The 22,190-nt window shown below is 38.4% G+C and carries 17 protein-coding genes and 4 pseudogenes; 10 read left to right on the forward strand and 11 right to left on the reverse strand.

All coding sequences use genetic code 11. The features are described from left to right. Positions 1–45: 45 nt before the first annotated feature. The 4 genes from Q5W13_RS02255 to Q5W13_RS02270 are packed head-to-tail and all read right to left on the reverse strand — an operon-like array spanning position 46 to position 6,287. The gene (locus Q5W13_RS02255) at positions 46–750 is read right to left on the reverse strand and encodes a galactose-binding domain-containing protein (RefSeq protein ID WP_368662543.1); all 705 of its coding nucleotides are present in this window, start codon (positions 748–750) and stop codon (positions 46–48) included. Next, a complete protein-coding gene (locus Q5W13_RS02260) occupies positions 657–1,388 on the reverse strand; it encodes a hypothetical protein (RefSeq protein WP_304445243.1) in 732 nt (243 codons plus the stop codon). The genes Q5W13_RS02255 and Q5W13_RS02260 overlap by 94 nt, the downstream gene beginning before the upstream one ends. Then, on the reverse strand, positions 1,360–3,942 hold the full coding sequence (locus Q5W13_RS02265) for a galactose oxidase-like domain-containing protein (RefSeq protein WP_304445244.1): 2,583 nt from the start codon (positions 3,940–3,942) through the stop codon (positions 1,360–1,362). Before Q5W13_RS02265 ends, Q5W13_RS02260 begins: the two co-directional genes overlap by 29 nt. Continuing rightward, entirely contained in the window at positions 3,921–6,287 is a 2,367-nt protein-coding gene (locus Q5W13_RS02270) for an Ig-like domain-containing protein (RefSeq protein WP_304445245.1), read from the reverse strand. Before Q5W13_RS02270 ends, Q5W13_RS02265 begins: the two co-directional genes overlap by 22 nt. 341 nt (positions 6,288–6,628) lie before the next feature. Between Q5W13_RS02270 and Q5W13_RS02275 the strand changes: the two are divergent. The 5 genes and pseudogenes from Q5W13_RS02275 to Q5W13_RS02290 all read left to right on the forward strand — a co-directional run bounded on the left by Q5W13_RS02275 (position 6,629) and on the right by Q5W13_RS02290 (position 9,571). Beyond that, a pseudogene (locus Q5W13_RS02275) lies at positions 6,629–7,182 on the forward strand (RNA polymerase sigma factor). 1 nt (position 7,183) lies between these two features. Continuing rightward, on the forward strand, positions 7,184–7,744 hold the full coding sequence (locus tag Q5W13_RS02280) for a hypothetical protein (RefSeq protein WP_304445246.1): 561 nt from the start codon (positions 7,184–7,186) through the stop codon (positions 7,742–7,744). After that, positions 7,725–8,075: a hypothetical protein gene (locus tag Q5W13_RS24535; protein WP_368662406.1), complete on the forward strand. Its 351-nt coding sequence runs from the start codon at positions 7,725–7,727 to the stop codon at positions 8,073–8,075. The genes Q5W13_RS02280 and Q5W13_RS24535 overlap by 20 nt, the downstream gene beginning before the upstream one ends. Further along, positions 8,066–8,815: a hypothetical protein gene (locus tag Q5W13_RS02285; RefSeq protein ID WP_368662407.1), complete on the forward strand. Its 750-nt coding sequence runs from the start codon at positions 8,066–8,068 to the stop codon at positions 8,813–8,815. The genes Q5W13_RS24535 and Q5W13_RS02285 overlap by 10 nt, the downstream gene beginning before the upstream one ends. A 33-nt stretch (positions 8,816–8,848) precedes the next feature. Beyond that, on the forward strand, positions 8,849–9,571 hold the full coding sequence (locus tag Q5W13_RS02290; RefSeq protein WP_304445247.1) for a head GIN domain-containing protein: 723 nt from the start codon (positions 8,849–8,851) through the stop codon (positions 9,569–9,571). 32 nt (positions 9,572–9,603) lie between these two features. Here the strand turns inward: Q5W13_RS02290 and Q5W13_RS02295 are convergent, their stop codons facing one another. The 4 genes and pseudogenes from Q5W13_RS02295 to glgB all read right to left on the reverse strand — a co-directional run bounded on the left by Q5W13_RS02295 (position 9,604) and on the right by glgB (position 16,246). Then, a complete protein-coding gene (locus Q5W13_RS02295) occupies positions 9,604–10,941 on the reverse strand; it encodes an MFS transporter (RefSeq protein WP_304445248.1) in 1,338 nt (445 codons plus the stop codon). Positions 10,942–11,002: 61 nt separating this feature from the next. Further along, positions 11,003–11,811 (reverse strand): annotated as a pseudogene (locus tag Q5W13_RS02300) (M48 family metallopeptidase). Positions 11,812–11,847: 36 nt separating this feature from the next. Further along, a pseudogene (locus tag Q5W13_RS02305) lies at positions 11,848–14,248 on the reverse strand (glycoside hydrolase family 31 protein). Positions 14,249–14,349: 101 nt separating this feature from the next. Then, positions 14,350–16,246 (reverse strand): annotated as a pseudogene (gene glgB / locus Q5W13_RS02310) (1,4-alpha-glucan branching protein GlgB). Between the two features lie 188 nt (positions 16,247–16,434). Between glgB and Q5W13_RS02315 the strand changes: the two are divergent. From Q5W13_RS02315 to Q5W13_RS02335, 5 genes are all read left to right on the forward strand, one after another. Then, positions 16,435–16,980, forward strand: coding sequence for a hypothetical protein (locus Q5W13_RS02315; RefSeq protein ID WP_304445249.1), 546 nt, complete (start codon positions 16,435–16,437; stop codon positions 16,978–16,980). 170 nt (positions 16,981–17,150) lie between these two features. Then, the gene (gene msrB, locus Q5W13_RS02320) at positions 17,151–17,648 is read left to right on the forward strand and encodes a peptide-methionine (R)-S-oxide reductase MsrB (RefSeq protein ID WP_155597395.1); all 498 of its coding nucleotides are present in this window, start codon (positions 17,151–17,153) and stop codon (positions 17,646–17,648) included. Between the two features lie 51 nt (positions 17,649–17,699). Beyond that, positions 17,700–18,227 carry a DUF1572 family protein gene (locus Q5W13_RS02325; RefSeq protein WP_304445250.1) on the forward strand — a complete coding sequence of 176 codons (528 nt, stop codon included), beginning with the start codon at positions 17,700–17,702 and terminating at the stop codon, positions 18,225–18,227. 164 nt (positions 18,228–18,391) lie between these two features. Beyond that, positions 18,392–19,783: a dihydrolipoyl dehydrogenase gene (gene lpdA / locus Q5W13_RS02330; RefSeq protein WP_304445251.1), complete on the forward strand. Its 1,392-nt coding sequence runs from the start codon at positions 18,392–18,394 to the stop codon at positions 19,781–19,783. A gap of 99 nt (positions 19,784–19,882) precedes the next feature. Continuing rightward, positions 19,883–20,170 carry a DUF3817 domain-containing protein gene (locus tag Q5W13_RS02335; RefSeq protein WP_155597398.1) on the forward strand — a complete coding sequence of 96 codons (288 nt, stop codon included), beginning with the start codon at positions 19,883–19,885 and terminating at the stop codon, positions 20,168–20,170. 23 nt (positions 20,171–20,193) lie between these two features. Here the strand turns inward: Q5W13_RS02335 and Q5W13_RS02340 are convergent, their stop codons facing one another. From Q5W13_RS02340 to Q5W13_RS02350, 3 genes are all read right to left on the reverse strand, one after another. Continuing rightward, positions 20,194–20,661: a hypothetical protein gene (locus Q5W13_RS02340; RefSeq protein WP_304445252.1), complete on the reverse strand. Its 468-nt coding sequence runs from the start codon at positions 20,659–20,661 to the stop codon at positions 20,194–20,196. Between the two features lie 232 nt (positions 20,662–20,893). Next, positions 20,894–21,310 carry a type II 3-dehydroquinate dehydratase gene (gene aroQ / locus Q5W13_RS02345; protein ID WP_155597400.1) on the reverse strand — a complete coding sequence of 139 codons (417 nt, stop codon included), beginning with the start codon at positions 21,308–21,310 and terminating at the stop codon, positions 20,894–20,896. A gap of 94 nt (positions 21,311–21,404) precedes the next feature. Next, positions 21,405–21,992: a porin family protein gene (locus Q5W13_RS02350; RefSeq protein ID WP_155597401.1), complete on the reverse strand. Its 588-nt coding sequence runs from the start codon at positions 21,990–21,992 to the stop codon at positions 21,405–21,407. Positions 21,993–22,190: the final 198 nt, after the last annotated feature.

A 22,190-nucleotide genomic window follows, 5' to 3' on the forward strand; every position in this document is an offset into this window, starting at 1 on the left:
AAGCCCTAAGAAAGGGCTTTGTCTATTTATAATTTAAATTCAAAATTACTTTTTCAAAAACCGTTTTGTATAGTTTTTTCCATTTATTAAAGTGATATGTAATTGATAAACTCCTTTTGTAAGTATAGAAACATCTAAAGACTGTGTATCATAACTATATGTGTTTTCAATATTCTTAGTACTAAGTACCTGTCTACCTTTCATATCAAAAATAATTATCTTAGAAATTATCTCCTTAGGCATTCCCATAATTTGTACATTATCCAACACTGGGTTGGGAGCCAAAAGAATATCGTCTCCATTTTCAGAATAAGTTATATAACTATCTGGTGTAATAGAACCTTTTAAAGACGTAGCATTCGAGGTTAAATCACAAGACATTACCTCTACTTCAGATAAGTGAAGTATTCCACTACCCGAAAGTTGAATGCGAACATACCTACCTTCTGTTACTAATTTTAAAGTTTCCATAAGATTGGCATTCCCTTCAAAATAATATTCAAAAATATTCTCATCCTGTTGTAAAGATTCTAATGAGGCTCCCACAGCAAAAGGTGTTTTTGAGATAAAAATATAGAAATTGTTCAAACGCGATTCAAAACCGTTGCTTCTATTGTATAAGCGTATTTCTTCAACCCCTCTTTCTTTTCCTAAGTCTAATTCCCACCAAGGTCTATTTTCATTAGTGGTATGCTGAAGGTCACCGGACCAGGAGATTCTCCTTGAATATTCCCATCGATTGCAGCAGATGCATACCCATTGCCATAGGTACTAGACTGAGTAGCTGTTCCATTTATCGCCACATTAGCCATCACACAACCCGAATCACTTAAAATATTAACCTTAATTTCAATAGTTTTTGATTGAAAACAACCGGCACCACTATTATGTGAGTACGTAACCGAATAACTACCAGGGCCTATTGAAGGGTCAAAAGTGCCGTCAGAACTAGAGCCTGACCAAGTTCCCCCGTCTATATTAGCAATTAATGTCTGCAATCCATCCGTACTAGCAAAAGGTCCTACATTCTCCAATACTATCTCCAGATTATCCTCACATTGAGACGAGTCCATTACACAACCCATTACCTCTACTTCCGACATATGTAAAATTCCAAAAGAGGAAAGTTGAATCCGCAAATACCTTCCTTCCGCGTCAAACCTCAAGTGCTCCTCAAGACCAGCTTCCCCACTAAAATAGTATTTGTAAATATTGTTATCCTGTTTTAATGACTCAAGCGAGATTCCTGTCTCAAAAGGTGTTTGGGAGACAAATACGTAAAAATTGTTTAACCGTTCCTCTAAGCCGTTCGCACGATTATAAATACGTAATTCTTCTATAGCACTACTGACTCCTAAATCAAGCTCCCCCATAGGGCTTATTCTCATTCAGGGTATGTTGAAGACTTCCGGACCAAGGAGAAGTTCCCTCTGTTTCTCCATCTATTGCAACTGAGGCAGTACCATTACCATATGTACTAGACTGTATCGCCGTACCATTAACTGCTATATTAGACAATACACAACCTCTACTTCCGAGTGTGTTCACCCTTATTTCCGCTGTTTCAGTTTGTATACATCCTTTCCCGTTATCATATGTATATGTTACCGAATAAATACCTTCTCCAACACTTGGATCAAAAGTTCCATCTGTGCCTATTCCTGACCAAGTACCACCTGCTGGCATTGCTTCTAGAATCTGTATCCCATCTGTATCAAGATATGGCCCTATTGCTATAATACTTGGAGGGTCAATACCCGTACAAGAACTATTAACCGTTATATCTCGGGTATATGACTGAACGCAACCACTCCCATTGTCGGAAGTATAAGTAACAGAATATGTCCCAGGGCCTTTACTCGGGTCAAATGTTCCATCGGTACTAGCTCCTGACCAGGTACCTCCCAGTGGAGTGGCTTCTAATATTTGAATTGAATCATTAGCTATGAATGGGCCAGAAGGACGTATATCCGGAGGAAGAACACCTTCACATTTAGAACTACCTAAAAAGCAGCCCTGCACTTCTACTTCCGCCAGATTTAGAATTCCACTACTCGATAATTGAATTCTAATATATCTACCATCTGTATTTAAAGGGATTGTTTCTATTAAACCAGCTTCTCCTTCAAAATAATACTCTACTATATTTCCGTTGCTCATTAAACTTTCTAATGTAGCTCTTGAAGAAAATGGTCGTCTAGACACAAAAATGTGAAAATTATTCAATCTAGATTCAAAACCATCTCCTCTATTATAAATTTTTAATTCATCTATTATATAATCTGAACCTAAGTCCAATTCCCACCACGCAGAATCTTCATTTGTTGTATGTTGTATATCAGCTACCCATGGGGAAGTACCTGTTGTAACTCCATCAATGGCAACATAAGCTTTTCCATTTCCATAGGTACTAGATTGTATTGCCGTTCCTCCCAATGCTACATTTGAAAAAGTACAGCCGCCATCTACAACGATATTTGCTCTAGCAGTGTAAGACCCGTCATCCGTCGTAACCGTTATTATAGCAGTACCAGTGGATATAGCAGAAACTTTACCTACTGAATCTACAGTTGCTACAGAAGGATTATTAGTTGACCAAACAATAAGCTTATTCTCAGCATTAGAAGGCACCACCGTTGCTACAAATTCGTGTGTTTCATCTAAATCTAGCTCAACGGCTTCTTCTGATAAAACAACTCCTGAAGTTAAAACAATAGGCATCCCGACCAATATAGACTCTGCTATTGATGGTACTCCATCAGCAGCTATTGCAAATAACATATAATAACCAGGAGGCAATATATTTCTATCTGGAATATTCAGGCTATAATTTCCATTACCACTAAAACTAACAGGTATTCTTCTCTGCTCATTATTTGTACTGTGAGTAGAAGAAGACATTCTTATTAAACTAAACTCCGATATTCCATCACTTCCCGAAACTTCAATGACACTATTATAATTTGCAGATTCTGGGGCATTTATAGTAGGCCTATCTGCCAAATTACCATTTGCATCAAATAAATATGGTGGACTGAAAATTTCTGCATCTAAATGATTTGAGCAGCTATTACACAAACCTCCTCCCCCAACAAAAACTCTACCATCTGCCTGCAAAATTGATACACTATGATAGGTCCGTGGTACATGCATACCCGCTAAGGTTCGCCAGCTATTCGTTTCCGGACTATAAACTTCCGCATCTAATCTTGCGCCGTCATCTGTAAACACCCGAGCCGTACTAAGACCTCCTGTAACCAAAACTTCTCCATTTGGCAACACTACACTATTTTGCATTGTTCTACTAAAGGAAAGGTTATTTACCGTAGGTATAACTGTAACATTGTTTTCGTTATTAATATCAATAACAAAAGAGTTATCCTTTGCAGCATCACCACTTGCATATGACGTAGCCCCACCTGTCTTTAATAACTTACCAACATCAAACATGACCGTATTTCCTTTCATAGAATACGTATCACTCAACCTTTTTCCCGCATCTGTAAAAGACCCATCTCCATTTACATCTATCCAATGCATTTCCTCACCAGGGCCGGCGTGAAAAACTTTACCATTAGGTGCCGCCCATAGCCAAGCATGATTATCTGCCCTATAAACCCCTTCTTTCTCAAAAGCAAGGTCATTTGAATTAAATAGAATATCACTCTTTAAACCATAAGGTAAAATTTTCCACCCCCTTTCTTGCCTCCATATTTCCGCTATTTTCTCCCCGTTCGGAGCTAATCCGCCACTCCAGGACCCTCCTATTACCATAGCAGAACCATCTGACAAAGTAACAGAGCTATGATATCCTCTTCCAATATTCATGTTATCCATTGGCATCCATGTGTCCGTAGTAAAGTCGTATAGAGTCGCCTTTGGATTTGAAGAACCTCCAGTAACTAATATTTGTCCATTTCCTAAATTACTAACCCAGGACAAAACATGTCATGATTAGTGGTGGTTACCATCTCCCCCATTGGCGTACCACTCACACCTAAAAAAGGATCAAATATTTCAGTATATGTAAAGCCATCAGCACCTCCAAAATAATCTTTATACTTTGAGGACCATGTTACTAATCTTCCATCTGGAAGGTTAGCAACTGCTACAGGAACAATTCCAAAAGGTATAGGGTCACTCCACTTACCTACTTCATTTAAAGGTCTTTTTACAGTGACTACTACATTAAATGTAAAACCTCCATCATTCGTAGCAGCCGTTACTTGGGCCATACCTGCATTTAATGCAGTGACCGTTCCCAAAGAATCCACGGTAACGATGGACGGGGAATCCGTGGACCAGCTTACCCCCTTGTCATCAGCATCAGAGGGAAGTATATTTGCTACAAGAACCGCATCAGAACCTTCCACTATTTCCAGACTGTCCGGAACAATTTCGATGCCCGTTACCCGTATAGGCGCTCTATGGACTTCTATAAAAGAACTCGAAGTGAATCCCCCCTCATCCGTCGTTGCCGTGACCAAAGCCGTTCCCGGAATAAGCGCAGTGACCCTCCCCAAGGAATCCACGGTAGCGATGGACGGGGAATCCGTGGACCAGCTTACCCCCTTGTCATCAGCATCAGAGGGAAGTATATTTGCTACAAGAACCGCATCAGAACCTTCCACTATTTCCAGACTGTCCGGAACAATTTCGATGCCCGTTACCCGTATAGGCGCTCTATGGACTTCTATAAAAGAACTCGAAGTGAATCCCCCGTCATCCGTCGTTGCCGTGACCAAAGCCGTTCCCGGAATAAGCGCAGTGACCCTCCCCAAGGAATCCACGGTAGCGATGGACGGGGAATCCGTGGACCAGCTTACCCCCTTGTCATCAGCATCAGAGGGAAGTATATTTGCTACAAGAACCACATCAGAACCTTCCACTATTTCCAGACTGTCCGGAACAATTTCGATGCCCGTTACCCGTATAGGCGCTCTATGGACTTCTATAAAAGAGCTCGAAGTGAATGCCCCGTCATCCGTCGTTGCCGTGACCAAAGCCGTTCCCGGAATAAGCGCAATGACCCTCCCCAAGGAATCCACGGTAACGATGGACGGGGAATCCGTGGACCAGCTTACCCCCTTGTCATCAGCATCAGAGGGAAGTATATTTGCTACAAGAACCGCATCAGAACCTTCCACTATTTCCAGACTGTCCGGAACAATTTCGATGCCCGTTACCCGTATAGGCGCTCTATGGACTTCTATAAAAGAGCTCGAAGTGAATGCCCCCTCATCCGTCGTTGCCGTGACCAAAGCCGTTCCCGGAATAAGCGCAGTGACCCTCCCCAAGGAATCCACGGTAGCGATGGACGGGGAATCCGTGGACCAGCTTACCCCCTTATCATCAGCATCAGAGGGAAGTATATTTGCTACAAGAACCACATCAGAACCTTCCACTATTTCCAGACTGTCCAGAACAATTTCGATGCCCGTTACCCGTATAGGCGCTCTATGGACTTCTATAAAAGAACTCGAAGTGAATCCCCCGTCATCCGTCGTTGCCGTGACCAAAGCCGTTCCCGGAATAAGCGCAGTGACCCTCCCCAAGGAATCCACGGTAACGATGGACGGGGAATCCGTGGACCAGCTTACCCCCTTGTCATCAGCATCAGAGGGAAGTATATTTGCTACAAGAACCGCATCAGAACCTTCCACTATTTCCAGACTGTCCGGAACAATTTCGATGCCCGTTACCCGTATAGGCGCTCTATGGACTTCTATAAAAGAACTCGAAGTGAATCCCCCCTCATCCGTCGTTGCCGTGACCAAAGCCGTTCCCGGAATAAGCGCAGTGACCCTCCCCAAGGAATCCACGGTAACGATGGACGGGGAATCCGTGGACCAGCTTATCCCCTTGTCATCAGCATCAGAGGGAAGTATATTCGCTACAAGAACCGCATCAGAACCTTCCATTATTTCCAGACTGTCCGGAACAATTTCGATGCCCGTTACCCGTATAGGCGCTCTATGGACTTCTATAAAAGAACTCGAAGTGAATCCCCCCTCATCCGTCGTTGCCGTGACCAAAGCCGTTCCCGGAATAAGCGCAGTGACCCTCCCCAAGGAATCCACGGTAACGATGGACGGGGAATCCGTGGACCAGCTTATCCCCTTGTCATCAGCATCAGAGGGAAGTATATTCGCTACAAGAACCGCATCAGAACCTTCCATTATTTCCAGACTGTCCGGAACAATTTCGATGCCAGTAACGAATGTTTGACTCTGGACGCTAATAGTTAAATTTATAAGTACGAGAAAAATGTAAAATTTATTTGACAAAGAAAAATACGCTCTATTAATCATCTTATTTTTGGCTGGTTCGTGCCGGTTTGAAATTGGTAAAACAAAATACATTTACTATTGCTCTTTCACTTTTCTGTTTAGAAAAAGCTACGACTAAAAGGATTTTTTTTGAATAAAATCTTTATAGCAAGGTCATAAAAAGTTAAAAACCAAGATTAAAGGGGGAAGTATGACGAAATTAAGCTATGTCTACAGAAGCTATTTGAGTTATCGTTTAAAGGACTTTTAAAATCGATTAAAAGCCTTTCTCATTTATTTTTTCACCCCAACTGTAACAATCCATATCTTACGTCATCTATAAAGAAACCATTCACTTTTTGAGCCAAGAAAGAGAACATATTGATACATTATTACAATTGTGTCTAAACGGAAAGCAAAGTGCCCAGCTAGAAGTTTACAATCGCTATTACAAGGCCATGTACAACACAGCCGTGCGAATTGTAAAACAAAGCGATGAAGCCGAAGACATTATGCAAGAATCGTTTCTGAACGCGTTCACGAAACTGCATACATTTAAAGGCGAGGTTACATTTGGCTCTTGGTTAAAGCGTATTGTAATAAACAACAGTATCTATCATTACAGAAAGCAGCAGAAAAAAACGAAGTTGCTTTAGAAGATGTGTTGTACAAGGTCGAAGATAACGATATAGGCGTTACCGACTCTCATGCGTTTACAGAACCGAAGGCTCAAAAAGTGATGGAGACCATGAAGCAATTGAAAGACAACTATAGAGTTTCTTTGACCTTACATCTTATTGAAGGTTATGATTATGCAGAAATATGCCAGATTATGAATATTAGTTATTCAAATTGTAGAACTACTATTTCTAGGGCCAAGGAAAGCCTAAGGAATAAAATGATGGAAGCTTAAGATGAAAAAAGACGATATAGATAACCTGTTAAAAAAGCTAGAAGGTTCTTTTGATCTAGAGGCTCCCGCCCAAGGTCATGAACAACGATTTTTAGAAAAGCTAAATGCCCAACAAGGCATCAAGTTCTTACAGACTAAAAACAAAACATGGTGGAAACCCTTAAGCATAGCAGCTTCGATTGCGATTGTCTGCGCCATTACTTTTGGTGTTTATCAATCAAAGCCATCTTTAGAACAGCAGGTTGCAGAAATTTCACCCGAGGTATCACGCACCGAGTTTTATTTTGCTAGCCTAATTGAAGAACAGGTAAACGAACTTAAAAACGAAAGTACACCCGAAACCAAAAAGATTATTGATGACACTATGGTACAGCTTAAAAAGCTAGAAACTAACTATACAAAGTTAGAACAAGACCTTATTAACGGCGGTAACAGCAAGCTTCTTTTAAGCGCTATGATAACAAATTTTCAAACCCGTATTGACCTCTTACAAGAGGTTCTCAATACTATTGAATCTATAAAAAACTTAAAAAATTACGATAATGCAGAAACAACTATATAACCCCATTGCTATACTTTTATTCATGCTTCCCATTTTCCTTTTAGCAAATAATGGAGAGCTAAAAGGCAAGTACAAAAAAGAAAAGACCATAAAAAAAGAATTTCAGGTAAATAGCGATGCTCTTTTGGAAGTTAGCAATAGTTACGGTAACCTGAATATTATTTCTTGGAACGAAAACCGTATTCTTATTGAGGTTCACATTACGACCAATAGCAACAATGAAGAAAAGGCTCAAGAGAAACTAGACCAGATTTCTGTAGATTTTGAATCTAGTAAAAGTGCCGTATCCGCAAGAACTATTTTTAACGAAAGTAAAAGCAGATGGGGCTGAATTGGGGTAACAGCAACAATGTGAACATGCAAATTAATTACACCATTAAACTTCCTATTAAGAGCAATATTGATTTAGATAATGACTATGGCAGTATAAGTATTGATCGTGTAGACGGACATGCAAAAATAAGCTGTGATTATGGTAGGTTGGATATTGGAGAGCTTCGAGGGCGTAACAATCAGTTAAATTTTGATTACACCTCAAAATCCACAATTTCATATATTAATAGTGGTAGAATTTCAGCAGATTACTCGGGCTTTAATGTAGAAAAAGCAGGCGATTTAGTCATTAGCGCAGACTATACCAACAGTTCCGTAGAACAGATGGACAACCTACAATACTCTAGTGATTACGGAAAAATAGAGATTGGAGAAGTCAATAATATAGAAGGTAATGGCGATTATATAAATGTGCAGTTGGGAACGGTTCATGGTAATATAGATATTGTTGCCGATTACGGCTCCCTGAAAATTGATAAAATGGGCAGCGACGCAGGAAATATAAATCTCAACACAGATTATACAGGTGTTAAAATTGGGTATTCCCCAGACTATCATTTCAATTTTGAAATTAAAACTTCTTACTCTGGAGTAAGTGGTAAGGACGATTTTGAAATTAATATTAGTGAAGAAAAAAACACAAGCAAGTATTATAAAGGCTTTTATGGTTCTGACAATAGCGGCAATTCCGTCTCAATCTCCAGTGACTATGGCGGCGTATCATTTTATAAAAATTAAATCATCATCAAAATCAAATTAAAACAAACAGTCATGAAAAATTGGATCGTATTAGGTTTAGCATTAGTAAGTGCATCTTGTTCTGCACAATGGGGCAAAGGAATAAGAGGTAATGGAAATACAGTTAGCATAGAACGTAGCGTAGGAGATTATGAGTCTATTGCCATATCTGGATCTTTTGACATAGATCTAGTAAGCGGTAGCGAAGGAGCGCTAATTGTTAAAGGCGAAGAAAACTTATTGGAGTACATTGTTACTGAAGTAGAGAATGGGAAATTAGTTATTAGAGTAAAGAAAGGTGTAAACCTTAAACCATCTATACACAAAGGTGGGATTCATGTACAAATACCCGTAGAAAGCATAGATGCCCTTAGCCTATCTGGTTCGGGAGATATTGTAGGGCATACGACACTAAAAACAGCTGATTTTAAAACTTCGATGTCCGGTTCTGGAGATATTACTTTAGATGTGGATACCGAAACTTTATCCGCTAGCATGTCCGGTTCGGGAGATATGAACGTCAGGGGTAATACTCGTGATTTTAAAGCAACTATTTCTGGTTCAGGAGATATTAAGGCGTTTGATTTAAATGCCGATAATGTGGAAGCTACGGTTTCTGGTTCTGCAGACATCAAAGTTACGGCCAACGAAAAATTGAAAGCACGGGTTTCTGGTTCGGGTGACATTAATTATCGCGGCAACCCTAAAAAAGTAGATACAAAAACATCTGGTTCAGGAGATATCTCTAGAGAATAATACATCAAAAAGCGAATATTATAGTCATCAAATCAAGCCTCTTCTAAAGGGGCTTTTTTATTTACCCTTGTCAAAAGAATCATTCCAATTAAAAAAAACAGTCCTAAAAAGATAATAGAATATCTAATGCTCCCTGTTATCTGTGCTATGTAACCGTAACTAAGCATTCCTATAACAATTCCTATTTTTTCCGAGACATCATAAAAACTAAAATAAGAAGTAGTATCTACTGCGTCTTCTGGTAAAAGTTTGGAATAAGTAGATCTTGAAAGAGATTGTATACCTCCCATTACAAGGCCTACTGCCGCAGCAGTAATGTAAAATTCCATTGGAGTTGTAATCGTGTAAGCGAAAATGCAGATAAAAATCCAAATTAGATTTAAAACGATTAAAGTATTGATGTTCCCAAAATGTGCCGAACAGCGAGATGTTATAAAAGCGCCTAAAATTGCCACAATCTGAATTAGCAAAATACTCACGATAAGCCCCGTAGTTGAATCCGTAGTACCCCAATCAAGTTCTTCTATTCCAAAATAGGTAGCAATTAGCATAATAGTCTGTACAGCCATGCTGTACACAAAAAACGCCCCAAGATATCTCTTTAATGGTACATTGGTTTTGATTTTCTCCCAAATAAGTTTCAATTCTTTAAAACCGTTAAACAGAATATCTTTTGTAAAAGCCTCCTTTTTATTTCCTTTTGGCAGGTGATAATAGCTATACTGACTAAAAACTATCCACCATATACCTGTTAACACAAATGAAAGTCGGGTTGGTGTGGATTCATCTTCAAAACCAAATGAATCAAACTTTAAAATCATGGCTAAACAGATAATCAAAAGCACCACACTACCAATATAACCCAAAGAGTAGCCTTTAGCACTAATGGCATCTTGCTGCTCCGGAAAAGCTATATCTGGCAGATAAGAATTATAGAATACAAGGCTGGACCAGAAACCTATCAATGCTGTAAAATAACACAGCAACCCAAACCAAAGGTAATCCATACTAAACCAATACAACCCTATACAAGAGATGGCTCCCAAGTAACAAAAGAATTTCATGAAGATTTTCTTGTTGCCCACGTAATCTGCTATTCCACTTAAAAACGGGCTCAGAAAAGAGACCACCAAAAATGCGGCTGCCGTAACATAACTGATTAAAGTATCATTATTAAAATCGGTACCCAAGAAGTGAACCGTATCGTCTAGAACTCTGCCGTCCTCATCTTTAACCAAGGTAAGCGCACCATAAAAAATAGGAAATATGGCTGACGAGATTACGAGGTTGTAAACTGAATTGGCCCAATCATAGAATGCCCATGCATTCAGAAGTTTTTTACTTCCTTTTGGAAGGTTCGTTTTTGGCATAATGGTATAAAAAAACCGTTCTTTTACAGAACGGTTTTAAATATACAATAAATGTTAAGATTTACTCAAAAGAGGTTACTCCAAACTTTTTAGCTTCTGCTCTAGCTGCCGGCGCCCATTCAGTAAGATTTTTATTCTTGTATCATTAGAAGGGTGAGTACTCATGAATTCTGCTGGAGCATTACCCCCACTGTTAGCTTTCATTCGTTTCCACAATTCTGCTGCTTCCGTTGGATCATAACCAGCTATTGCCATAATCTGCAAACCTATACGATCTGCCTCTGTTTCATGGCTTCTACTAAAAGGTAGCATTACCCCTACTTGCGAACCAACAGCATAAGCTTGGTTGAAAATAGCTAATTTCTGAGAATCTTGAATTGCTACATTACCGGCCACAGCACCCAATTGCTGCAGTGTACCAGCACTCATACGTTGCGCTCCATGATCAGCCAGAGCATGTGCCACTTCGTGACCCATAACTACGGCTACACCTCTCTCACCTGCACAAATAGGTAGAATACCTGTGTAAAAGACAATTTTCCCGCCTGGCATACACCATGCATTCACAGTTTTGTCATCTACTAGGTTGTATTCCCATTTATAATCTTTTAGATATCCGGCATAACCATTAGCGGTCAACCATTTTTCTGCGGCAGAAGATATACGTTGCCCTACCTTAGTTATCATTCTTGCATCTGCAGAATTCTCAATGACCTTATTCTCTGTTAAGAATTGGTCATACTGGGCAAATGCAGTCGGAAAAACTTGACTGTTCGGATAAAAATTCAATACTTTTTTTCCTGTAAACGGATTCGTTTTACATGAAGCGACCCCTAAGAAAAGGGCTAAAACTAAAATTATTTTTCTCATTATGGTTGTGTTTATACCTGCAAATTACAAAAAAACTTACTCTTCAGTAATACGTAATTGGGTAAAGTCTTTGCTCACATAAATCGTACCATCTCCATCAGGCATAACATCCTTAATGGTTGTTTTTTCATTATCTATCTCAACTTTCCCTATTTTGAATGGAAGTCCGTGCAATTTAATTTTGAACGTTTCGTAGGTAGTAATAAAAGCACCATCCTTAAACTGTTGAATAGTCATTTCTTTTTCTTTACCTAAAAGCTTAAAGTTCCGTAAACTAAATTTACCGTTCTCATAAGCATAACCATCTTCCGCATCTTCATAAACGGTAGAGTTCTCTGTTCCTTCAGTAAAGTAAACATCTAGAATCAATTCTTTGATTTCAAGTTCACCCACATACTGCTGAACAGGATATTTTGGAATAATGGCACCGGCCTTTATAAACAAAGGAACCTTATCAATATCGGCAACGACCCATTTCTCTTTTCCACCCTCTACAACCTCATCAGTCCAATAATTATACCAATCACCTCTAGGAATGTACATTCTACGTCCTTTAGCATTTGGTTCTTGAATTGGGCAAACTAAAATTTGTTCTCCAAAAATGAACTCATCAGTTCTAAAATGCGTTTGCGTATCTTCTTGATCATAACAAACAATAGGCAATAACATTGGTGTCCCTTCTTTAGAGTATCTCCAGAACATGGTATATAGATAAGGCAATAACTCGTAACGCAATTCTATAAACTTTCTAACAATGTCCGTGATTTCTGTTCCAAAAGACCATGGCTCTTGATCTCCGTGATCTCCACTGGAATGTACTCTACAAAAAGGATGAAAAATACCTAACTGGATCCATCTTGCAAAAAGCTCGCCATTAGGCTGCTCGGCAAAACCTCCAATATCAGAACCTACAAAAGAATAACCGCTCATACACATACGCTGCATTTGAACATTGGCAATCCATAAATGTTCCCAAGTGGCAACATTATCACCGGTCCAAGTTGAAGCAAAACGCTGCGTACCCGAATAGGCAGCTCTTGTTATTACTAAAGGTCTCTTAGGGTAAACATATCTTTTTACACCTTCATAAGTAGCCCTTACCATTTGCATTCCATAAATGTTATGTGCTTTTCTATGGCTACTAGGGTGACCATCATAATCATGGCGTGTATCTAAGGGTGCAGTTTTAGTAGGCACCTCCATAACTGCTGGTTCGTTCATGTCGTTCCAAACGGCATGTACACCAATCTCTGCCATGAATTCTTTATAAAGCTCTGCCCACCACTCACGTACGGCTGGATTAGTGAAATCTGGGAAATTACATTCCACAAGGCCATACTTTTCCTTTCATTCTTGGACCATCTGCACGTTTACAGAAATAATCATTTTCTACGGCTTCCTGATATATCCAATAATCTTTATCTACTTTAATACCCGGATCGATCATGACTACGGTCTTAAATCCGTCTTCATACAATTCATCGATCATACGTTTAGGTTCGGGAAATTTCTTTTTATCCCAGGTAAAACACCTAAAACCATCCATGTAATCAATATCTAAATAAAGGGCATCACATGGTATCTTAAGGTCTCTAAACTTTTTAGCTATTTCTTTTACATTACTCTCCGGGAAATAACTCCATTTTGACTGGTGATACCCTAAAGCCCACAAAGGTGGTAACTCTGGCGCTCCTGTCAAATTGGTATATGCCCGTACTACTTTATGCATTTCCGGACCGTAAAAGAAGTAATAGTTCATCTCTCCGCCATCTCCCCAAAAACTTGTAGTGGAACGACGTTCGTGTGCAAAATCAAAATGAGTTCTGAAACTATTGTCAAAGAAAACACCATAAGCTTGTCCACTGTGCAAACCTATATAGAAAGGTATTGCCTTATAAAGAGGGTCTTGATCTTTAGCGTAAGCGTATTGATCCATTACCCAGTTATTTACTCTTTTCCCTTTAAGGTTACTATGAGTAGCTTTATCTCCCATACCATAGAAACTCTCGGTATGTTGGGTGATTTTACTCATTTTTACGGTATTACCACCGTGCTCATAGTTCTCTTCCCAATGAAAACCTAGTTCGTCTTCATTGATGATATTACCGTTTAAATCGGATATTTGAGTACGTAATGTTTTCTTATCTATGAGTACCTGTAGTTTAGAGGTCTCAATTATGTATTCGGTTTTAGTTTCTAAACAGTCTAAGTGACTGTAACCCCTACTTGCGTTGGGGTCAATAGCATAGGAAAAATCCGGCTGAAACGCATGATCAGTTCCATATCGGAACCGTATGGTTCTATCTTGAATTACCGTGATTTCTAAAACTACTCCGTTTTCAGTTGTGAAATAGAATTTATCTTTATCCTTTACAAAGTTAACAATCTCATTGGGGTAAAGATTTCCTTTATATTCTAACTCGGTATTGGTTATCATAGGTTCAGTGTTTGAAAACTAACAAAAAAAACAAATTTAAGCCTTAAAAACGAAATGCATGCATAACAATTAGCAACTATTATGAATATAGCAAGGCAGTCCTATTGAAAAATAACAATACTTAAAGGTGGGATAGTCATTTCTATGGATTGCTCACGACCATGCCACGGCTTTTCTTTAATACCAGAAATTTTAGGATCAGTACCAGCTCCGCCGTATTTTTTATCATCACTGTTTAAAATGACTTTTAGTTTACCAGAATTTTTTGGTATACCTACTCTATAATTTTCTCTAGGAACCGGAGTAAAATTACAGGCAACAAATATATCATCTTCTGCATTATTACCTTTTCTTATATAAGTTAGAACGGAGTTCTCATGATCCCCGTAATCTATCCACTGGAAACCGTCAGGACTAAATTGCTTTTGGTATAAAGCTGGGAATTTTTTATAAATACTGTTCAAATCTCTAATAAGCTCCTGCACGCCGCTATGTACGGCATACTCCGTAAGATGCCATTCTAAACTTTTCTGAAAATTCCATTCGCTGGTCTGGCCAAATTCGCCTCCCATAAAAATAAGATTTGTTGGGGTGCGTAAACATGTAACCGAACATTAAACGCAGGTTAGCAAAACGCTGCCACTCATCATAAGGCATGCGGTACACTAATGATTGTTTCCCATATACCACTTCATCATGGGAAAACGGCAACATATAATTTTCTGTAAAGGCGTAAGTTGCACTAAATGTAAGATCGTTTTGGTGATGCTTTCTATAGATTGCTTCTTTTTTGAAGTATTCTAAAGTATCGTGCATCCAGCCCATCATCCACTTCATTCCAAAACCTAAACCTCCATACATAACGGGTTTTGAAACACCGGAAAATGCTGTAGATTCTTCTGCAATAGTCTGCACATCTGGAAAACTTCCGTAAACCGCCTCATTGAACTCACGAATGAAAGATAAGGCTTCAAGGTTTTCGTTATTACCATACATATTGGCTTCCCACTCTCCTTCTTCTCTAGAATAATCTAAATAAAGCATGGAAGCTACCGCATCTACCCGTAAGGCATCTGCATGGTACTGATCTAACCAAAAAATGGCATTACTTATTAAAAAAGCGCGAACTTCGTTTCTTCCGTAGTTAAAAATTAAACTCTTCCAATCTGGGTGATACCCTCTTCTTCTATCCGGATGCTCATAAAGATGCGACCCATCAAAAAAGCCAAGACCATGTGCATCTTCAGGAAAATGTGAAGGCACCCAATCCAAAATAACTCCTATTTCTGCTTGGTGTAATGCATCTACCAATAGTTTAAAACCTTCTGGATCACCAAATCTAGAGGTTGGTGCAAAGTAACCTGTAAGTTGGTAACCCCATGAAGGATCATAAGGATACTCCATAATTGGCATGAACTCTATATGAGTAAAGCCCATATCTTTTACATAAGCTACCAAATCTATGGCCAATTGCTCGTAGGTCAGAAAGTTTCCGTCCTTATCACGTTTCCAAGAACCTAAATGAACTTCGTAAACAGAAAAAGGTGCGTCAAGAGCATTTTTCTCTTTTCGCGTTTCCATCCACTTTTTATCTTTCCATTCATAATCTGCCTCCCAAACAATAGATGCTGTTTTTGGAGGATGTTCACAGTATCTTGCAAACGGATCAGCCTTTTCAGTTACCGCACCGTGGTTGTTAGAATATATTTTATACTTATAAATTTCACCCACTCCAACTTCAGGAATAAAGCCTTCCCATATACCACTGCCATCCCATCTTACATTTAGCATGTGCACATTATCGTCCCAATCGTTAAAATTACCTATAACGGAGACTGCGCGAGCAGATGGTGCCCATACAGCAAAATAAGTACCCTTTACCCCATTCAATTCCATTGGGTGGGAACCTAGTTTCTCATATAATCTAAAATGTTTTCCTGATTTAAAAAGATCTATATCAAAATCGGAGAAAAGACTAAAAACAGTTACTTGTGGCATAGTGTTCGATTAGTTAGGTAATACTGACAAATCTAAGGAACTTTACAAAAAAGCTTACATATTTGTTAATTAACTTTGGGTCAGCATATCAATGTTACAAATAAAAGATACGAATTATCCGAAAATGGAACGCTTTTTGAAAAAAGAATCTTAAATATGTTTTAAATTGAAAATATAAACTCAATATTATGAAAAAATCACTTCTCTTACTCGGTACATTTTTTACTCTATTCTTTATTTCATGCGAAGGTCCAACTGGCCCTGCCGGGTTTAATGGACGTGATGGGGCAGATGGGGCGGAGTTTGAAGCTGCCGCTTTCGAAATTGAAATTGATTTATCACTAAGTCCAAATCTAAACAGGTACGAGTTTTTATTTGAACCTTATCCTTCTGATATCAATCTTCGTTCTGGTGATGCAATATTAATGTACAGATTAGAAGAAGTAAACGAGGGCTTGGATGTATGGCGCCAGCTACCTCAACCATTTTTCAGTGAAGAAGGTTTGTTTTATTACAACTTCGATTTTACTCAAGGTGATTATAGCATTTTCGTAGAACCTGAATTCGATGCCGGGCTTGTTCAATCTGATTTTGTACAGAATCAAATTTTTAGAATTATTATCGTTCCAACAGACTTTGATGCGACCGCCAAAGTAGATAAAAGCAACATTTCTGCCGTCATGAGCAGTATAGGTGTTTCTGAAGATGATGTTATTAAAACATCATTTAAATAGTACTATTTCTTCATAAAAATTTAATAAACACCCCGCCCCTAATGGAGCGGGGTGTTTATTTTTTAGGCTGAATCAAAACCGTTTCTTAAAACTATCGTAAATACCCTTAAATTTGAAAGGATAGAATTTCTTCTACGTCTAATTGAGAACTGATAAAAAATTAAAAAGCTATGTACAAAAATATATTAATTGCTATTGCTTTCGCTCTTGTAGGCTGCCAAGGAAATTCTCAGAAAAAGGAAACGGCACAGGAAATAACGGAGAAAAAGGAAACCAATTTTAGTGTTGTTAAAACTGATGCCGAATGGCAAAAAGAACTTACGGACGCCGAGTTTTACGTACTTCGTAAGGCTGCTACGGAAAACCCTTTTACGTCTGATATATTAGAAAATAAAAAAGAAGGCACTTACGTCTGTGCCGCTTGTGGTACTGAACTTTTTAAAAGCAGCACCAAGTTTGACTCCGGTACAGGATGGCCAAGTTTTTATGAAGAAATAAAAGGAAATGTTGGGTACGATGTAGACTATAAAATAGGTTATAAAAGAACGGAAGAGCACTGTGCCACTTGTGGAGGACACTTAGGCCATGTTTTTGAAGATGGTCCGGAACCAACTGGTTTAAGACATTGTATTAACGGTGTAGCATTAGATTTTGTACCTGCGGAATAGTGTAAATGCTTTGATAATTCAATAGTTTTATATTGAAAATTACCTTTAAGCATGGACTATTCTGATAATTTTATAAAGAGTGCACTTTTTGAATTTAAGCGATATAAATCAATAGGTGACAATACCTTTCTACAATTAAATGAAGAAGATATTCACTGGAAACTGAACAAAAGTGATAATTCTATTGCATTAATTGTAAAACACCTGTCCGGTAATATGCTTAGCCGATGGACAAATTTCCTTACAGAAGACGGAGAGAAACCATGGCGCAACCGGGAAGATGAATTCACTAACCCGTACGAGACTAAAATAGAAATGCTGGCCGGCTGGGAAGCAGGCTGGCGCTGCCTTTTTGAAGCTTTAAACTCTGTTACATTAAATAATTTTGACACAACAATCAAAATAAGAAATGAGAGTCACACAATTGTAGAGGCAGTTCATAGGCAACTAGCTCATTACAGCAGTCACATAGGTCAGATTGTACTTTTAGGTAAGATGATAAAAGCTGAAAATTGGACCGCTCTTTCTATACCAAAAGGCACCTCAGAAGACTTCAACAAGAACATGTTTAAGAAGTAAGGTGTTACACATACCACAAAATGTTAGTTTAACACACTACCAAACAAGTTCTTTTTAATACTAGACTTCAATTTTCGTATTAATCTTTCCGTTTGGTTTTGTACTTTTGCACCTGCTTAGCTAAGGCGGGCTTTTAAATATACAACAGCAAAAAAATAAAAAATATGAGCAATTTCGATGTTATTGTTTTGGGTAGCGGACCCGGAGGATATGTTACCGCTATTAGAGCCTCACAATTAGGCTTTAAAACGGCCATTATCGAGAAAGAAAATCTAGGTGGTGTTTGTTTGAATTGGGGTTGTATACCTACAAAAGCATTATTGAAATCGGCTCAGGTTTTTAATTATCTACAACATGCAGAAGATTATGGTCTTTCTGCTGAAAATGTGGATAAAGATTTTGATGCCGTAGTAAAAAGAAGCCGTAGCGTTGCCGACGGTATGAGCAAAGGTGTTCAGTTCTTGATGAAGAAAAACAAGATTGAAGTTATCAAAGGTTATGGTACCTTAAAGGCTGGCAAGAAAGTTTCTGTTAAAGATGCTGATGGCAAAGAAACTGAATACAGTGCAGAACACATTATTATTGCTACTGGAGCTCGCAGCCGCGAATTACCTAGTTTACCACAAGATGGTAAAAAAATTATTGGATATCGCGAGGCTATGACCTTAAAAGAGCAACCAAAATCTATGGTTGTTGTAGGTAGTGGCGCCATAGGTATTGAATTTGCCTATTTCTATAATGCTATGGGTACAGAGGTAACCGTAGTAGAATATTTACCTAGCATTGTTCCGGTTGAAGACGAGGATATCTCAAAACAATTAGAACGTAGTTTAAAGAAAGCTGGCATAAAAATTAAGACTTCTGCAGAAGTTACTTCTGTTGACACTTCTGGTAAAGGCATAAAAGCAACTGTAAAAACTGCTAAAGGCGAAGAAGTTATAGAGGCAGATATTGTTCTTTCTGCCGTTGGTATCAAAACCAATATTGAAAACATAGGTCTTGAAAATGTTGGTATTTCTACCGATAGAGATAAAATATTAGTAAACAATTACTACCAGACAAACATACCAGGTTATTACGCTATTGGGGATGTAACTCCAGGTCAGGCACTAGCACACGTAGCTTCTGCTGAAGGTATTCTTTGTGTTGAAAAAATAGCTGACATGCATGTTGAGCCGTTAGATTACGGTAACATTTATGGATGTACATATTGTACTCCTGAGATTGCATCAGTAGGTCTTACCGAAAAACAAGCAAGAGAAAAAGGATTGGATATTAAAGTTGGTAAATTTCCTTTCTCTGCCAGTGGTAAAGCAAAAGCAGCTGGTACTCCAGACGGTTTTGTAAAAGTTATTTTTGATGCTAAATATGGTGAGTGGTTAGGGTGCCACATGATTGGCGCAGGTGTAACTGATATGATTGCTGAAGCTGTTGTTGCCAGAAAGCTAGAAACTACAGGTCATGAAATCTTAAAAGCTGTTCACCCTCACCCAACAATGAGTGAAGCGGTTATGGAAGCTGTTGCAGCTGCTTATGACGAAGTAATACACTTGTAATATTTCATAATAAATTATAAATGGGCCTATAGGATTGTTCTTAAAACATATCTCATAGGCCCATTTATCTCTTAACGAATACATTAAAATCCATTTCGTATGCTAAGTTTTTTTCGGATTATAGCTATTTTAGAAGGTATCTCTTATTTGGCCCTATTTGCCATTACAATGCCGTTAAAATATTTGGCAGATTTACCAATGCCCAACAAATATGTAGGCTATGCTCATGGTGCGCTATTTATCACCTACGTTATTTTGGCTATTGTACTGTGGATGGAACAAAAATGGAGCATTAAAAAAGGAATTATAATATTAGTTGCTTCCCTTCTACCCTTCGCCACTTTTTACGTGGAAAAAAAGTACTTAAGTGATACAGCTGTTGCGTAAGTTTCTAGTTTTCTTTAATTAAATTATCTGAAATGTCTTGCTGATAAAAAAGTATAGACAAACCCCATTGTAATGGTAGACCAAGTACTATCGTTTATGGTGATACCTGTGTACGAAAAGTTAAGTTCAGATTTTGGACCCACCTGGAATCCTATTTGAGGACGATAATAAAGTCCACCGTCATTTCCTTCATTTAAACCAAAAGCGTTTCCAATGTCTCCTCCAATAGAAAATGTTTTTGAAGGCCATAATCTAACTGATGCTGCAAGTGGCAAAAACTGAACGCTAGGATAGTCAATAGTAACATTCTGACCGGTAAATGTCTCGGCAAAACCGTGAATTATACCTGCTTTTATTCCTAGGTCAAATACTTTGTTCGGAGCCCACATATAGCCAACATCGGCGCCAATAACCACACTTACATAATCATTATACTCTCCAATAGGCATACCGGCGTGCGCGCCAATTTTAAAGCCTTCTTGTGCGAACATTGAAATACATGAAAAGGTCAGGGTCAGAAATAAACAAAAAGATTTAATCATATTAATTTGAAATTTGGTTTGTGCTTGGTTGTTTGGTAAAACTAAAGGCTAAACGAAGTTCATTACCTTTTTGTTGTAGCTACAAATCAAAAATCGATGTGTGACAGAAGTCTTTACTTCTGAGAGCAAGCTTCTTTAATGCCAGAAAACTCACCTATATAAAATTTAAATAGGAACTAACCTACTTCAAAAAACTCTGAATGGCCAAATCATAACTCTGTAGACCAAAGCCAAGAATCACCCCTTTTGCAACGGGCGAAATATAGGATACATGCCTAAATTCTTCGCGTTTATGAGTGTTAGAAATATGAACCTCCACAACCGGAGTAGTCACCGCTTTTATAGCATCACCAATACCTACGGATGTATGTGTGTAAGCCGCAGCGTTTAAGACAATACCGTCATAGGAGAAACCTACTTCCTGTATTTTACCAATAAGCTCCCCTTCTATATTAGACTGAAAATATTCTAGTTGTACGTCTTTAAACCGAAACTGTAAATCAGCAAAATAATCTTCAAAAGTTTTGTTACCGTAGACTTCGGGCTCTCGCTTGCCCAACAAATTAAGGTTGGGACCATTGATTATGATTAATTTCATACTTCAAAAATAAACTTTTTACCGTGATTTCTAACGACACTAAAGAAAAACGACCGCTCAAGGCGGCCGTTTAATTCTATGTTATATTTTATTGTTACAAAAAGTATACAGCTCCTACGGATACAGCTCCATTATGCGTTCCAGAAAAATCCAACACTTTAGAAAGTCCAAAACCTAGTCTTAACTGAAAATAGAAGTTTTCGTCCATTCGGTATCCTCCTCCTAGATTAATACCCAAATCAGTTGAATTGGTGTCTTGTCCATTTAAATCTTCATCCCAGTTATCACCCAAAAGAAATCCTACCTGAGGACCAAGCTCAACTGCTACCTCATCTGTAATATGATATTTTGCCATAAGGGGAATTTGTACGTAAACCAAACTCACGTTAGAAGGACCTAAATCTGCACCTTGTAAAGCAAAAACCAACTCGGGTTGCACATAAAAATTATCCGCAACTGGTATTTCAACGACACCCCCTATAAAAGCACCCACTTTTGCCGAGGTATTATCTGCATTCTCGCCAAGTAAAGTCGTAAAATTAATCCCTGCTTTACCCCCAAAAGAAATTTCGCCCGTATTGAGGCCGCTCGAAGGACCAGTACCCTGTATTACCGTTTGTGCACTACTACTTTGAACTCCAAAAAAAACTAACGCTACAATAGCGTAAAACTTAATTTTCATAATTACAGTTGTTTAATGAACCCCATTTAATTTGTTGTCACCCCTTACTGTTCTTATTACAAACAGATTTAAAAGGAGGAGGAAATAAACAAAATCAGAATTGGTTCGTAGTTATATCACAATCAAAGATAGAAAACTTTACTTAGCGTCAATTCTTTAGATTAAAATTTGACTATATTTTTATTTTTGGCCACTATT

This window comes from Zobellia laminariae, from assembly GCF_030553095.1.
Taxonomy (GTDB): domain Bacteria; phylum Bacteroidota; class Bacteroidia; order Flavobacteriales; family Flavobacteriaceae; genus Zobellia; species Zobellia laminariae.